Origin of the sequence: Lactococcus taiwanensis (assembly GCF_017068355.1) — a bacterium.
Taxonomy (GTDB): Bacteria; Bacillota; Bacilli; order Lactobacillales; family Streptococcaceae; genus Lactococcus; species Lactococcus taiwanensis.
Window position 1 is genome coordinate 43,065 of sequence record NZ_CP070872.1, and the last position, 14,329, is coordinate 57,393.

The window sequence follows — 14,329 nt, forward strand, 5'->3', positions numbered from 1 at the left end:
GCTTCGTCAGTAATTTTTTTACATCATTTTTAGCTTTTTATCAAATTTAAATTTCAAAAAGAGAAAACGAAAAAGATTATCCAGCAAAACTGCCAACCAAACTCCTTCTAGACCCATTTTTAGGGGAAGCGCTAGGACAAAGCCGAGAAATAAACGTATGCCAAACATCCCTGCCGTCGTTGCATAAAATGGCAACTTGGCATTTCCAAGTCCTTGAAAGGCAGCAGTATAAGTAGTCGTCCCCGTTACAAAAAAAGTTGCCAAAAACGAAAATAGAATCACGATATTGCTCGCTCTTATAGCCAATAAATCTTTCGTGAAGAGCAAATTAAGCGGCTGGCGTAAAAGGACAATAAATAGTCCGATGATACCCATCATAAGTGTAGATAGCCAGTAAGTTTTTCTGACATAAGCTTTAATTTCCTGAGGTTTTTCATCAGCCAAAGCCTGAGCTACCAATATTACTGTTACTGTCGCCATACCAAAAGCTGGCATATAATTAAATTGAGTGATGCTTTCACCTATTGCATTCCCGGCAAAGACACGCTCTCCCAAATGAATAATAATCATCATGATGAGCAAGTCACCTAAACGCATCGCCAGACGCTCGCCAGTAGCTGGAAGGGTGAGCCTAATCAGCGCTTTTTCGATTTTTACTTTATAAAAGCCACGGTTGGGGCGGTGAGTATGGAGTTTCTGGTAAAGGTATAGCACACCAAAGCCTCGAGCTAATACCGCTCCTAGTGCCGTCCCCCACACTCCCCAGTGCAAAACAAAAATAAAGAAAATAGAAAAGATGAGATTCAATACATTTGCAAAAAGGCTGGCCCACATTGGAGTTTTTGTATTACCAGATGCTCGCAACAAAGCCCCAAAGGTCGTCATCAACCCTAGAAGCCCAATCAACCCTCCCACTAAAGAAAGATAAAGCTGACCAAGCACATGAACTTCTCCTCTAGCACCTAATAAGGTAAGTACAGGAGCCACCAATATTAGAGTAGATACGCCCAGACCTAGGCTAATCAAAACAGTAAGCTTTACTGCACCATTGATTAATTGCTGTTGCTCAACTACCGCTTTATCAGCCATGGCTTTTGCAAACAAACTCGATACAATCGTACCTAATGCAATGAAAATGGCCTGATAAACTGTAATCACGTTATTAGCAAGTGATACTGCTGCAACCGCTGATAAACTTAAATGTGCAACAATCATGGTATCACTTATTCCTACTAACATTTGCAAAAAGTTTTCAATGATGGCAGGAAAAGCAAATTTTAAGATGGCTTTATTACTTTTCATGATAAGCCCAAATAGCGTTCAACTTCCGACTGCATTTGCTCAACTTTAACTGTCGTATGGTGACGCACTGTGGCTGTTTCTAAACCACGGATTGCTTCCGGTAAAGCCAAACCACTGATACGCTGCAAGGCTGCGACCGCTGAAAAATCTCCGTCAGCTGCTGACGAACTGGTCCGCTCTTCTTTTGGCTGAATGGCTTCTAAAACAACTGCTGGAAATTTATAGGGGCTGGCTGTGCTGACTACCACTGTTTTTTGGGTAGGGGCGAGCTGATGATAAACTGAACTTGCAACTGCAGTATGTGGATCAAAGACATAATGCGTTTCTTCGAAAGTGTGCTTAATTTCCTGAATAATCTCGTCTTCAGATGCCCAACCTGCCACAAAATCTTTGAGCTTATCTTGCATGGGTGCTGTTATTTCATAATGACCATCTACTGACAGCTCTGTCAGTAATTTTGCTGTAGCTTGATCATCCTCTTTTGTAAGCTCAAAAATCAACCGTTCAAGGTTGGAAGAAACCAAGATATCCATTGAAGGGGAGCTTGTAACATGAAAGGCCCGATTTTTATCATAGCGACCCGACTTAAAAAAGTCCGTCAGTACATTATTCTTATTAGAAGCACAAATTAACTGATGGACGGGTAAGCCCAATTTCTTAGCATAGTATGCCGCTAGGATATTTCCAAAATTTCCTGTGGGTACTGAAAAATTAATTTCTTCTCCAATCGAGATCTGTTTTTGCTTGACCATTTGAGCATAAGCATAAATATAATAGGCTACTTGGGGGATCAAACGCCCAATATTCATGGAATTAGCAGAGGAGAATTGCTTGCCATTTTGTGCCATTTTCTCTCGCAGCTCTGTGCTGTTGAACATCGCTTTTACAGCGGTTTGAGCTTGGTCAAAATTCCCATCAATGCCTACAACATGAACATTTCCCCCCTGCTGGGTCAACATTTGTTGTGCTTGAATTGGACTTACCCCATTTTTCGGGTAAAAAACAATAATTTTTGTTTGGGGCACATCAGCAAAACCAGCCATAGCGGCTTTACCAGTATCGCCAGAAGTTGCTGTGAGGATCACTATTTCACGAGTCACGCCATTTTTTTGAGCTGCTTGCTGCATCAAATGAGGTAAGATTGATAAAGCCATGTCTTTAAATGCTAACGTTTCACCATGAAATAGCTCTAAAACATGAACTCCCCCTACTTTTTTGAGGGGGGCAATCTCTGGTTGGTCAAACTTTTTGCCATAAGCAGCATCCACCATTGTCCGAATCTCCGATTCCGTAAAATCATCAAAGAACGTCTTCAAAACAAGCGTAGCAATCTCTTGATAGGTTGCATTTTGTAAAGTTTTAAAATCAAGATCCAACTGAGGAAAGTTCACAGGCACAAAAAGCCCCCCGTCTTCAGCTAAACCTTGAAGAATCGCTTGAGAAGCCGTTTTCCGGTTATTTTTATTGCGTGTAGAATGGTAGAAAGTCGTCATAAATATCCCCTAACTCATTTTTTTCAATTATAACAAAACTTCAGCAGAATTAATATGGGGGGTACTACTTTTTGAGCGGTCAGTAAAAAAACATCGAAAAACCACGGCTTGTGCCGCGGTCAGTTTTTAAGCTTTAATTTCTTCAATTTGGTGCATATCAAGTTCTACTGGTGTTGCTCGTCCAAACATATCTACCGTCAAGGTTAACTTGTCTCCATTAATTTCTGTGATTGGGGCTTCAAATCCTGAAAAAGCACCATCAACAATACGAACCCGTTTACCGACATAGACATCAAAGTCAATTTCACGAACGACTTTACCCATACCGATAAGAATTTCTTGAATTTCTTCTTCAAAAAGAGGAGTTGGTTTTGAACGATTACCATGTGAACCCACGAAACCTGTAACGTTTGGTGTGTTACGAACAATAAACCATGCTTCATCAGTCATGTTCATTTCAACCAAAACATAACCTGGGAAAAGATTTTCTTCGATATCTTTCATTTTTCCGTTAACTTCAGTACGAATGGTTTCTGTAGGAATTTCTACGCGAAGAATTTTATCAGCCATGTTATAAAGTTCCGCACGTTCCAGCAAATCCTCTTTCACTTTACGTTCGTAGCCTGAGTAAGTTTGGATTACAAACCAACCTTGATCAAAACTTGTTAAATTATTTTCTTCCATTTTTTCTACCTCAATTTTATTTTATATTTTTGTTTTTTACTGATAGCGCTATCAGTGAAATTTTGCGATAAGAAAAAGGGTCCAGCCCTTTTTGATACTCTTATTATATCATATTTATCGCGAAATAAAAGGGCTTTTAACACTCTTCTAAAGAAAAAACCTGCCCCAAAAGGCAGACTATTTAAGCAATGGTACCAAGTGATCTACACTGAAAGTAATACCATGTTGTGTGACCCAGTCAAAAATCATGATAAAGATCAAGAAGAAAATCGTGTACTCAATCACCATAAAAAAGTCGCGGACAGATTGCTTGCGGCTTGGCCATGTTGTCAATTTCATTTCTTGAACGATACTACCAATAAATTTAAACATTAGACTTTCCCATCGCTGTCAGATGCTCTGACAGGTTCCATTTCTTCTTCAATATTTACTGACGACGTGGTCAGTTCTTCCTCCAGGCGCCTTATTGAGCTTAGCGCGTTTCTTTATGGAGGGTGTGTTTACCGCATGTTCGGCAAAACTTTTTTACCTCAACGCGTTTTTCTTTCGCCACTGACGAAAGTGTAAGGGTGTAATTTCGTGAACCACAAACGGTGCACGCTAATCCTGCTTTTTTTAACATATTATTTCCTATTCTATCAAAAATTATTTAGAAGCGCAACCTATTTCTAATCTTCAAAGCCGGTCAGATGATTCGCTACTAGGCTAGCATAATTGACTTCACCCGCTCCTTTAGGATGGATATTATCACTATAAAACCATGAACTTTTACCGGCAGAGGCTTTATGCCAATCTATAATTTTGAGTTGCTTGTCTTTTTTAGCCATTTGTTTAAGCAATTTATTATTTGCTGTTTCCCAAACTCGATCCGCTTGAACATTAATCCAATAAACCGGCAAATCTCCTGCCGCTTTCAAGGCTGCTTGCACATCCTCAGCCTTAATCGTCCCATTGGTGCCCAGTCCAATCAAGAGCGCTTGTGCATCTGGTTCTTGCGCTTTAAGATTTTTTATTTCTTCTGTAACTGCACTAGGCTGACGGCCCACGGCCGCATCAATGACCATATGCGGAAAGACTTCTTGTAAAGCTGTCGAACCAGCTACCATGACAGAATCTCCCAAGGCAATCACCTTCATACTATTGGCTTTTTCTGCAACCACAGGTTCAATACCATATTTTGAAGCAATGGCTTTAAGTGACAGGGGCACTTTTTTATTGGCTTGATCCAATTTCTCCTTTTGAAGCGCCTCTTGTTGAGCCATTATGCGCGCTTCAATAAGGCGTTGATCATGAGGAGAGGCTGGCGAGAAAATAATGAAACCAAGTATTACAACAATCACGCCCGTTAATAGCATTGGTACGAGATTCTTGCGAAGTTTCCAACCTTTTTCGCGGATAAAACTTTGGATGTTTCCTAAAATATTACTATAATCAAACTTCTGTGCGGGCTGCTCAATAAAGCGATAGGACAACTCCGTCAGGAGTAAAATGATGGCTACTTGCCAAATCACGTTATACCAAGCGGTCGGTTCCAGAACTTTGGCCTCTGCTAATGCAAAGACAGGAAGTTGCCAGAGATAGATTCCATAAGAGCGCGAGCCAATGTAATCAAAAAGCCGATTGGAAAATAGGCGATTGGCAGGAAATCCTGGATGAGCTACCAGTGCAATCAGTACCATACTCAGCAAACTAACTACCCACATCCCGCCGTAATAAGTAATTGCACCTTGGGCAGGCATAAAAAGATAAGCAACTAGTAACAAGACTGAGATCGCAAGGGTCATTTGCCATCCCATTTTGACCCCACGTTTATTAATCTTTTGAGATAGCTTATTTAAAGGCCAAACAAATGCTAAACTTGCCCCCATCATAAGACTGAACAAACGTGTATCTGTACCATAATATACACGAGTAGGATCTGCACCCGGCACATATAACATCATCATCAGAACTGCTGAGGCTAAAGCTAAGGCATTAGCAATGATAAAGCACCGTCCCCGTTTTTTCACAACTTTTAAGAGCGCAAGGAGTACCAAAGGCCAAATCAAGAAAAACTGACCTTCGATTGCTAAGTAGTAGATGTGTTTAAAAGGTGAGGCCCCGGCTATATTGGCAAAATAAGAACTACCTTGTGAGATTTGCCACCAGTTTTGTACGGAAAATATTGCTGAAAGAAACTCCGAGCGAAGCCCTGCCCAAAGGTTTCTTTGAAACAAAAGGATGTAAGGGGTAACCAGCAAAAACACCACAATCAAAAGAGGATAAATCCGCTTGAGGCGGCGCCCCCAAAATTTAAAAAGATTAATCTTCTTATGCTTTTCATACTCTCGAAGTAAGGAATCGGTCACCAGATAACCAGAAAGCACAAAGAATAAGACAACACCAAGAAAACCACCTTGGATGACCTTAGGCCAAAGGTGATAAAGGATGACTGTTAAAACTCCAATCGTCCGTAAACCATTGAATCCCGTGATATAGCGCTTCATTTTCCCTCTACTCTTCTCTAACGTTCCTTTTTATTTTCACAGACCACTCCTCCCTTTACTGACAAACCCGTCAGTAAAAAATGGCCTTCTTTTCTTATTTTAACATACTTTTCAAAACTTTTTTGAGCTTCAATTTCCAAAGAGATTGGTAAATTTATCCCATGCATTTTTTGCTGCATCACCGATATCTTTTGCAGTTTTCCCAAGATCAAAACCGCCTGAATCTGAGGAAGAAGCGGAAGTATCACTACTGCTGCTCTCAGGTGTATTACCAGTGGTATTAGCTTCCGATTGCTCTTGCGTGACAATATCGTCTTGGTATTGACGTTGCTGAGTCCAATAAGGTTGTTGTGCTGCCACTCCGGCTTGCGCATAGGGGTTTTCGACGGTAAAGGCTGTACCTTTGGTATAAGGAAGCATATAACTGGCTTCTTGACGGAAAATGACCGAAGTTTGACCTTCTGATGAGCCAGTCAGTTTATTCTTACCGTCTGCATAGCCCACCCATAGAGCCATTACTACATCAGGAGTATAGCCAACTACCCATTGGTCTTGGTCTTCGTTTGTTCCTGTCTTACCAGCTAAGGTATAACTTTTAGGAGCCGCATTCCAAGCTGAACCGTTAGTATAAGTCCCCAACATCATTTGGGTCATTTTATCCGCAGTATCTTTGCTGATGACTTGCTTTTTAGTGACATTTGCAGTTTTGACTACTTGCCCTGCTGCATTCTCAATTTTAGTGATAAGATGGGCGTCGTACATCACCCCGTCATTTGCAAAAGCTTGATAGGCTTGCGCAATTTGCCAAGGATTCGTTTCCACCCCTGCACCAAGTGCTGTAGGCAATACATCATTTTTACTAGTCAATTTTAAGCCAAATTCACGTCCCAGAGCATTTCCGACTTTCGGTCCAATTTCTTGATAAGTATTGATGGCTGGAATATTGTATGAATTAGCAAGTGCCGTATACATTGGGATTTGCCCTCGCCACTGATTATCAAAATCAGTTGGTTTCCACCCATTGTAATCGGCAGGTGAATCATCCACTGTTTTATTAATCGCCCACCCAGCTTCAATGGCTGGAGCATAAACAATTAAAGGTTTAATGACTGAACCAGGGGAGCGCTTCGCCATTGTTGCGTAATTAAAATCAGTAAAGCTGTTTGAGCCTTCTGTATTAACATTTCCGACCAAGGCATTCACAGCTCCCGTCTTGGGATCAATAGCCACAGAGGCAGATTGCGCATAGGTGCCATCTGCCGCTTGGGGGAAGAAGCTCGGATCTGCATAAGTTTTTTGCAAGCCAGCTTGCATGTTTTGATCCATGCCCGTATAAATCTTATAGCCGTTATTCATGATTTCTTGTAACGAGAGCCCGTATTTGCTCTCCGCTTCGGAAATCACTGCGTTATAGTAACTTGGGTATTTGTAAGAGCTATCTTCTGGATTATAATTATCCTGAACTTGCGACTGCAAGTCCACTTTCATGTAAGTATCCGCCTCATTTTGTTTAAGATAGCCTGCATTGACCATGTTTTGGAGTACCGTATCCCGCCGATCCGTAGCATATTTTCCATCTTCATAAAGCGGATTATATATTTCGGGACCTTTTAGCATTCCCGCAAGACTCGCCGCTTCATCAACAGTAACTTCACTTGCTGGAACACCAAAATATTTTAAAGCAGCATCTTGAATTCCCCATACCCCATTCCCGAAGTAAGAATTATTGAGGTACATATCAAGTATTTCATCTTTACTGTAATGCTTATTAATCTCTAAAGCTAGGAAAAACTCCCTTGCTTTACGGTCAATTGTCTGTTCCTGAGTCAAATAAGCATTTTTAGCCAACTGCTGAGTGATTGTAGAGCCACCACCAAAACGGCCCAATGTAACAATTGCTAAAGTAAAACGTTTGAGATTAACCCCGTGATTTTCATAGAAGGTACGATCCTCCGTTGCGACAACTGCTTCAGTGATGTTTTTAGAAATTTGATCAATTTTTACAGGTGTCCCTTTTTGTCCGTAAAGATTTCCTGCCACATCGCCCTCTTTGTCGTAAATAGTCGTTTGAGCAGAAATTGAACTTTGTAAAACTTTAACATTAGCTGTTTTAGCTAAATAAAATAGGTAAGACCCTGTCGCTACGACTGCTAGTAGTACAAGGATAATGGTGATTTTTGTTAAATTATATTTTTTCCAAAAACGTTTGATAGGTCGCATAAACTTGGCGAATTTTGTTTTGGCTGGTTTTTCAACCTCTTCATCATTCTTTTTTGTTTTTTTCGGACGTAATTGTGGAACTTTGAGACGCTTTTTCGTTTCTTTTTTACTACGCCGACTGAAATTATTATTTTCAGGCATTTCTTTTTCCTCAGATATTTACTTTGTATTCTTTTGATAAAGTATTCAATACTTTATTTTACTACAATTCTTCGTACTTGGGGCTTACAATTATGTCAGAATAGCTCCCCTTCTTTTTTATTCTGCTTATTTTATCAAAAATTGCTTTGTGTTACAATGTGACTATGGAATTTAACTTCATTTTACCAAAAAATTTTAAAGAACAAAGTATTTCGCATTTGTTGGCAGAAACTTGGTTTATCCCACGTAAGCAACGGCATTTTCTACGCATGAAAAGACATATCTTAGTTAATGGCGAACCAGTCAACGACAATTATAGGGTCAGTGCCAGCCAGCAAATCACCCTCCTGTTTGATCATGAGGATTTTCCTGAATTGAACGTCCCCTTTGGTGACGCTAAGCAAGCTGAAATTCTTTACGAAGATGAACACCTCGTCATCGCTAATAAGCCAGAACAGATGAAAACGCATGGTAATTCAAAGGACGAGTTGGCGTTGCAAAATCATGTGGCCGCTGCACTGAAACAGCCTGTCTATGTCGTGCACCGCTTAGACCAAGCCACCTCAGGTCTCGTTTTATTTGCGAAAAATCAATTTGTTTTACCGCTCTTAGGACAACTGTTCGAGAAAAATAAAATTCATCGTCAATACCTTGCCTTGGTCAAAGGTCATTTTCCAAAAGAACAATTTATTATCAATCAACCCATTGGAAATGACCGTCACGATAAGAGTAGGCGTATTGTAGCTAAAGGCGGTCAAGAAGCGATTACACACGTTGAGGTGTTACAACGTTTTCCCCACTCAACACTTATTCGGTGCCTTTTGGACACAGGTCGTACACACCAGATCAGGGTACATCTTACTCATCTAGGACACCCTATTGTTGGAGACGTCCTTTATGGAGGAACGAGAAATAATCGACTCATGCTGCACGCGCAAGAACTCTATTTTAAGCACCCCTTTACCGACCAACACATCAAAATATCAGTTGACAGTCAAACTTTTTCTGAAAATTTACCTGATTTTTCTGCACAAAAAAGACCTTTCTAAAGGTCTTTTTTTTAGATAGCTTTCCACATCGTACCCTCTACTCTTCAAAGAAAGAAGTGCTTATCTTCTTGCTAACTTTTTTACACTCGAAGTTAATAAGAACAAAACGATGAAGATCAAGGTAATTGCAGCCGAAGCTGGGGCATCCATGTAATAAGAAGCAATTAATCCACTATTTAAGCCGATGAAACTAATAAGAACGGAAATAAGCAATACAGACTTGAAGGATTTACCTAAACGCATTGCGATTGAAGCTGGCAGCACCATAATCGCCGAAACTAATAAAGCACCAGCAGCTGGTATCATCAAGGCAATTGCTACCCCAGTCACAATATTAAAAGCGATTGAAATCCAGCGAACTGGTAATCCATCAACAAAGGCTGTGTCCTCATCAAAAGTCATCACATAAAGAGGCCGTAAGAAAAGCACAAACCCGATTAAAACTACTACTGCTAAGGTAAATAACATTATGACTTGAGCTTGCGAAATCGTGATAATTGAACCAAATAAATATTGCTCTAAACTGACACTAGTTGCCCCCTTAGAAGAATTTAAAATCAAAAGGGCAATCGCAAGACCTGCCGACATCAAGATTGCAGTAGCAATCTCCATATAATTATGATAAATCGTCCGTAAATACTCTAAAAATACAGCCGCAATTACAACTGTAATAAGCGTAGTTAAGGTTGGATTCCAACTCAATAGCACACCAAATGCTACCCCTGCCAAAGAAACATGTGATAAGGTATCTGACATTAAACTTTGGCGACGTAAAACCAGGAAAACTCCTAGCAGAGGCGAAAAAATAGAGATTGCTGTCGCTGCTAAAAGTGCGTTACGCATAAAATCATACTGGAGTAACTCAAACATTACTTACCTCCTCTGATATCTCTTCTTGCTGGAGGACTTGTTGTTCACGTTCAGTATGCAAATCAAAACAAGCAAACTTCCCGTTTTCATCCTTTAGAAGATGGATGTTGCGATCCGCAAAATCTTTTACTTCTTCAGGATCATGTGTCACCATTAATACTGCTTTTCCATGAGTATGTGCTGCATGATGCATCAGTTGATAGAAATCACTGCTAGAGATATCATCCATCCCCGTGGTTGGTTCATCCAAGATAAACAAATCGGGATCGCTGGCAAACATTCTGGCAATCGCCACTCTTTGTTTTTGACCTCCTGATAGCTCTCCAATTCGCTTAGAGCGATAGGACCACATTCCCACAGCTTCTAAAGCAGTTTGGACGTGTTCTGCATCATGGGTTCCCATTTTTTTAAACCAGCCCCGTCGGGGATAACGACCACTCATGACAAATTCATAGACCGAGCTGGGAAACCCTGCATTAAAGCTAGCCACTTGCTGAGGAAGGTAGGCCATTCGCAGTTTTTCTCCTCGTGTATTTTTGTCAGAAAGCAGAACACTCCCTTGCTTAGGGTGTAAAATACCAAGGGTCGTTTTTATGAGCGTCGACTTAGCTGCTCCATTCTCGCCAGTTAATGTGACAAACTCACCAGAGTCCACATGATAACTAATATTTTCTAGTACTGGCTCCCGATCATAGTAGAAAGTCAGATTTTTAACGTCAATATATCTCATTTTTTCTCTTTTAATATTATTTTCGATTACTCAAGCGTTTGAAGTACTGTGATCATCTTACTGACAGAGCTGTCAGTAAAAGTTGCAGCCTTTTTTTTGTTAAAAATGAAACTCCCGTCCAAAAAGAACGAGAGTTTCAAGGAGTTATATGAAAAGATTTTTTAGGAAGGACTCCATTATAGAACGCCCTTCCTAATTTTTCCTTAAACTCACTTGATGGTTTGTTGTAACGCCTTTAAATTTTCTTCCATAAGGGTCAAATATGTCGCACCCTCTTTCTTCTGGGCATCAGAAATTCCTTCAACAGTATTGATTCCAATCAGGTTAGCACCGACTGATTTAGCAAGAGTTTCTGCAATTTTACTGTTGGCATTGCCTTCGAAGTAAACATTTTTAAGTCCAGCTTTTTCCATCTCTCCCTTCAATTTCGCCAGTGTCGCTGCCGAGGGTTCAACTTCGGGATCCAACCCCGCAATAGCAATTTCATTCATTCCATAATCCCGAGCAAGATAAGCAAAAGCTTCGTGCTGTGTAATAAATGTTTTTTGTTTCGCATCTTTTAGCGTGTCAAACTCAGCATCTAATTTTTTAAGTTTTGCCACATAATTAGCTGCATTTTTTTCAAAGGTTGCTTTATCATCTGGGAAGGCTTTACCTAAAGCTTCGGCAATTGTATTAACCTCAACAATCGCTTGTTTTGGACTAATCCAAGTATGAGGATCCCCTTCAATCTTATCCACGTCTTTGCTGGCTTCAATTTTAACCCCATCGTTTTTTACTTTAAGTGCCCATTTTTCAAGGTCAGCCGAGTTATAAATTAGTGCCTGTGCATTTGTCATAGTTGCGACTTGTTTAGCACTCGGTTCAAACTCGTGTACTTCTTGATTAGCAGGCACAATATTTTCCACCTTTACCTTATCACCGACGATGGCTTTGGTAAATTCATACATGGGTTCAAAGGTAGTGACCACTTCTGGCTTACTCGCCGATTTTGTGCAACCACCAAGGATTAAAAGAGCTGGGATAGCCAATAACAATAACAACTTTTTCATTAAAATCTTCCTCCGTTAGAGTTTCTTACTCCCTGTCAGTTCGTCTGACAAGGCCTTCAAGAAACGCTCAACCACTTCTTGTTCATCTTTTGTAAATTCATCTCCCAGCGCTTGATAAGTTGCAAGCGTCTTTTGATGATGTTCAGCATGCTCATCCGCTATAGGAATTGCTTTTTCGGTCAAACTCCAGAGAACCACACGTTCGTCATTTGCTGCTCGACTTGATTGAATGAGTTCTTGTTCCTGCAATTTTTTCAGCGCTTTTGTCACAGCTGCAGGTGAAATTTTTAACTTTTCGGCAATCCTAGCATTTGTTGAAACTTCATCAGCTAAAAGCATCAAAATATGTTCTTGCGTACTCGTTAACTTTAAATGACTTTCACATTCACCAAGCAGTATTTCATGTTTATTTTCGGCAAAATGCATAATTGTTCCTAAAAATTCATCGATTTTGGTTGCTAGAGCCATCTTTTTTTACCTCCACGTTAGTTTACTGGTTAATTATATCCCAAATTAAAAATAATGTCAACTGGTTAACATTATTTTTTACTTTTTAATTATAAAGTCGCTCCCATCAGTCAAATGAACAATATACGACCCTTCACTATTACTGACCGTCTGGTCAGTAACTGCTATATGTTCTGAAGGTGCTGACGTAATCTGATAAGTTACCTGTCCCTGTTTAAAATATACTGTTTGACTTTTTTTAGGTAGATTTTTTTGAATCAAGAGAACCATAAGCTCAGCTGTTAACCGATCTTTTTGCCTAAACCTTTGTTTTTTAACTGCAAGTTGTTCTTGGAGGTAAAACTGTAAAACTAAACCAAATATGAGAGAAAGCACAAGAGCATAAAGCAAAATTCCACCCCTCAGTTGATATTTATGAATCTGTAAACGAATGTCCGACCTCCTTCTTTTTCAAATAAAATCGTCATTTTTATAAGTCCTTGTTCCTGTTCTATTTTTACATCTTTTATTCCAAAAAGCATAGGCTGGTAACCAGTTCCTTGTGCCGATGTTTTACGAAAATCATCTCCCATTAAGCCAAAGCGAAGCTTTTTAGCATTCTTGGTCACATATAAAAAATTACCCTCTACCTTGTCGAAGCTTGCGCCATCAAGTTCAGCATACATTTGCTCACAGAAAATCTGCCAGTCTTTCGTTTGCTCTACTTGAACACTCATAAGTTGCTGATGCAAAAGATTTGTTAAGCCGTTAATAACTAAAATCGATCCAGATAAGACAAGCAAGGCAATCAAACATTCTAATAATGTAAAAGCTCTAATGCGGTGTCCTCTCAAGTTCTAAAAGCTCCTTTCCCCTATTTGTTATAGAAATTTGGTCATCAGTTTGTTCAACTTTAATTGAAGCACCATTTACTGATAACTCCGTCAGGCGAGTATTTAATGCCATCTTCGCAACATTCAATGCTTCAATCTGTTGATTATCCTCTTGCAGTTGTTGACGACTCTTCACAACTTCTGTCAAAACACTTGTGACTAAGATACCCAGCAAACCCAGCGTTATTAAACTTTCTAAGAGTAAATAAGCTCTAACTGACTTCTTTTTTAAATTTTCCACTTCCTAGCTCCAACTGATAAATAATTGTTTTTTTCTCCTCGGGGAGATAAAAACTCACTTTTTGTAAACTTGAGTTTTCTCCCTTTTCGTCAAAAGTAATTAGAAAAGTGCTACAGTCAACCTCTTGAGGCAAATCTATGTACTCCTTTTCCCAATAAAGTCTCTTATTTTTCACGGAGATACTCTCTTTCTCTGCGAATAAAGCCGCATCTTCCTGTGTTATCTTATAAAAATGTTCAAAACGTAAAATAAATAGCTCTCCTTTTATGCGGTGAAGGGTGCTCTCAAGATTAATTGAAAACGTAAGTGTAATCAAAACAGTAACTGATAATACGATAAGAGTTTCTAACAATGTAAATCCTCTAATCGTCCAAAGCTCTCTTTTCATCTTTATTTTGAGCATAATAATCATCATAACTTTCTTTTTGCTTCTCACTAATAAGCTTAGCTGACATCAACGTAGTAAGAGTAGGAATATCATCATGGTCTAACTCATAGAGTTGTGCTTGACTTTCCACGACTTTAACAACTGCTGCCTCACCTGTTTTTTGTACTTGAGCTTTTTCTTTAATGAGATTAGGAACAAAGAGCAAGATTAAGATACTAATAATCGCTAAAACAATGAGCATTTCGATCAGGGTAAAAGCCCGGACAGTTCCACGTTCTAGCTTTACTGGTTTTTTATTATGAACACAAATTTTTATCATTTTTTTAATCATTT

Annotated in this window: 17 protein-coding genes; 1 reads left to right on the forward strand and 16 read right to left on the reverse strand. The window is 39.6% G+C overall.

Annotated features, from left to right (window positions below):
• Positions 1-18 precede the first annotated feature (18 nt).
• The 7 genes from JW886_RS00275 to JW886_RS00305 form a co-directional block, all read right to left on the reverse strand.
• Positions 19-1,302 (reverse strand): MATE family efflux transporter, encoded by a 1,284-nt coding sequence (locus JW886_RS00275; protein WP_205872019.1) that lies wholly within the window; start codon positions 1,300-1,302, stop codon positions 19-21.
• The gene (thrC, locus tag JW886_RS00280; RefSeq protein ID WP_205872020.1) at positions 1,299-2,795 is read right to left on the reverse strand and encodes a threonine synthase; all 1,497 of its coding nucleotides are present in this window, start codon (positions 2,793-2,795) and stop codon (positions 1,299-1,301) included. Before thrC ends, JW886_RS00275 begins: the two co-directional genes overlap by 4 nt.
• Positions 2,796-2,921: 126 nt before the next feature.
• A complete protein-coding gene (gene nusG, locus JW886_RS00285; RefSeq protein ID WP_075525602.1) occupies positions 2,922-3,479 on the reverse strand; it encodes a transcription termination/antitermination protein NusG in 558 nt (185 codons plus the stop codon).
• A 177-nt stretch (positions 3,480-3,656) separates the two neighbouring features.
• A complete protein-coding gene (gene secE, locus JW886_RS00290; RefSeq protein ID WP_075525601.1) occupies positions 3,657-3,851 on the reverse strand; it encodes a preprotein translocase subunit SecE in 195 nt (64 codons plus the stop codon).
• Between the two features lie 100 nt (positions 3,852-3,951).
• A complete protein-coding gene (gene rpmG, locus JW886_RS00295) occupies positions 3,952-4,101 on the reverse strand; it encodes a 50S ribosomal protein L33 (RefSeq protein WP_075525600.1) in 150 nt (49 codons plus the stop codon).
• Between the two features lie 46 nt (positions 4,102-4,147).
• Complete coding sequence (locus JW886_RS00300; RefSeq protein ID WP_205872021.1) at positions 4,148-5,965, reverse strand: acyltransferase family protein; 1,818 nt, start codon at positions 5,963-5,965, stop codon at positions 4,148-4,150.
• 129 nt (positions 5,966-6,094) lie between these two features.
• A complete protein-coding gene (locus JW886_RS00305; protein WP_205872022.1) occupies positions 6,095-8,326 on the reverse strand; it encodes a PBP1A family penicillin-binding protein in 2,232 nt (743 codons plus the stop codon).
• Positions 8,327-8,490: 164 nt separating this feature from the next.
• Between JW886_RS00305 and JW886_RS00310 the strand changes: the two genes are divergently transcribed.
• Positions 8,491-9,375, forward strand: coding sequence for an RluA family pseudouridine synthase (locus JW886_RS00310; protein WP_205872023.1), 885 nt, complete (start codon positions 8,491-8,493; stop codon positions 9,373-9,375).
• A 60-nt stretch (positions 9,376-9,435) separates the two neighbouring features.
• On the opposite strand, the gene JW886_RS00315 is transcribed toward JW886_RS00310, so the two are convergent.
• From JW886_RS00315 to comGC, 9 genes are all read right to left on the reverse strand, one after another.
• Positions 9,436-10,245 carry a metal ABC transporter permease gene (locus JW886_RS00315; protein WP_205872024.1) on the reverse strand — a complete coding sequence of 270 codons (810 nt, stop codon included), beginning with the start codon at positions 10,243-10,245 and terminating at the stop codon, positions 9,436-9,438.
• A complete protein-coding gene (locus JW886_RS00320) occupies positions 10,238-10,975 on the reverse strand; it encodes a metal ABC transporter ATP-binding protein (protein ID WP_200407574.1) in 738 nt (245 codons plus the stop codon). Before JW886_RS00320 ends, JW886_RS00315 begins: the two co-directional genes overlap by 8 nt.
• Positions 10,976-11,184: 209 nt before the next feature.
• On the reverse strand, positions 11,185-12,027 hold the full coding sequence (locus tag JW886_RS00325) for a metal ABC transporter solute-binding protein, Zn/Mn family (RefSeq protein WP_075525594.1): 843 nt from the start codon (positions 12,025-12,027) through the stop codon (positions 11,185-11,187).
• 15 nt (positions 12,028-12,042) lie between these two features.
• Complete coding sequence (locus JW886_RS00330) at positions 12,043-12,495, reverse strand: zinc-dependent MarR family transcriptional regulator (protein WP_200407576.1); 453 nt, start codon at positions 12,493-12,495, stop codon at positions 12,043-12,045.
• A gap of 78 nt (positions 12,496-12,573) precedes the next feature.
• Positions 12,574-12,885: a competence type IV pilus minor pilin ComGG gene (comGG, locus tag JW886_RS00335; protein ID WP_205872025.1), complete on the reverse strand. Its 312-nt coding sequence runs from the start codon at positions 12,883-12,885 to the stop codon at positions 12,574-12,576.
• Positions 12,886-12,896: 11 nt separating this feature from the next.
• On the reverse strand, positions 12,897-13,328 hold the full coding sequence (comGF, locus tag JW886_RS00340) for a competence type IV pilus minor pilin ComGF (protein WP_241003773.1): 432 nt from the start codon (positions 13,326-13,328) through the stop codon (positions 12,897-12,899).
• Complete coding sequence (comGE, locus tag JW886_RS00345) at positions 13,309-13,608, reverse strand: competence type IV pilus minor pilin ComGE (protein ID WP_205872026.1); 300 nt, start codon at positions 13,606-13,608, stop codon at positions 13,309-13,311. Before comGE ends, comGF begins: the two co-directional genes overlap by 20 nt.
• A complete protein-coding gene (gene comGD, locus JW886_RS00350; RefSeq protein ID WP_241003774.1) occupies positions 13,580-14,023 on the reverse strand; it encodes a competence type IV pilus minor pilin ComGD in 444 nt (147 codons plus the stop codon). The genes comGE and comGD overlap by 29 nt, the downstream gene beginning before the upstream one ends.
• Positions 13,971-14,327, reverse strand: coding sequence for a competence type IV pilus major pilin ComGC (gene comGC, locus JW886_RS00355; protein WP_420844222.1), 357 nt, complete (start codon positions 14,325-14,327; stop codon positions 13,971-13,973). The genes comGD and comGC overlap by 53 nt, the downstream gene beginning before the upstream one ends.
• Positions 14,328-14,329: the final 2 nt, after the last annotated feature.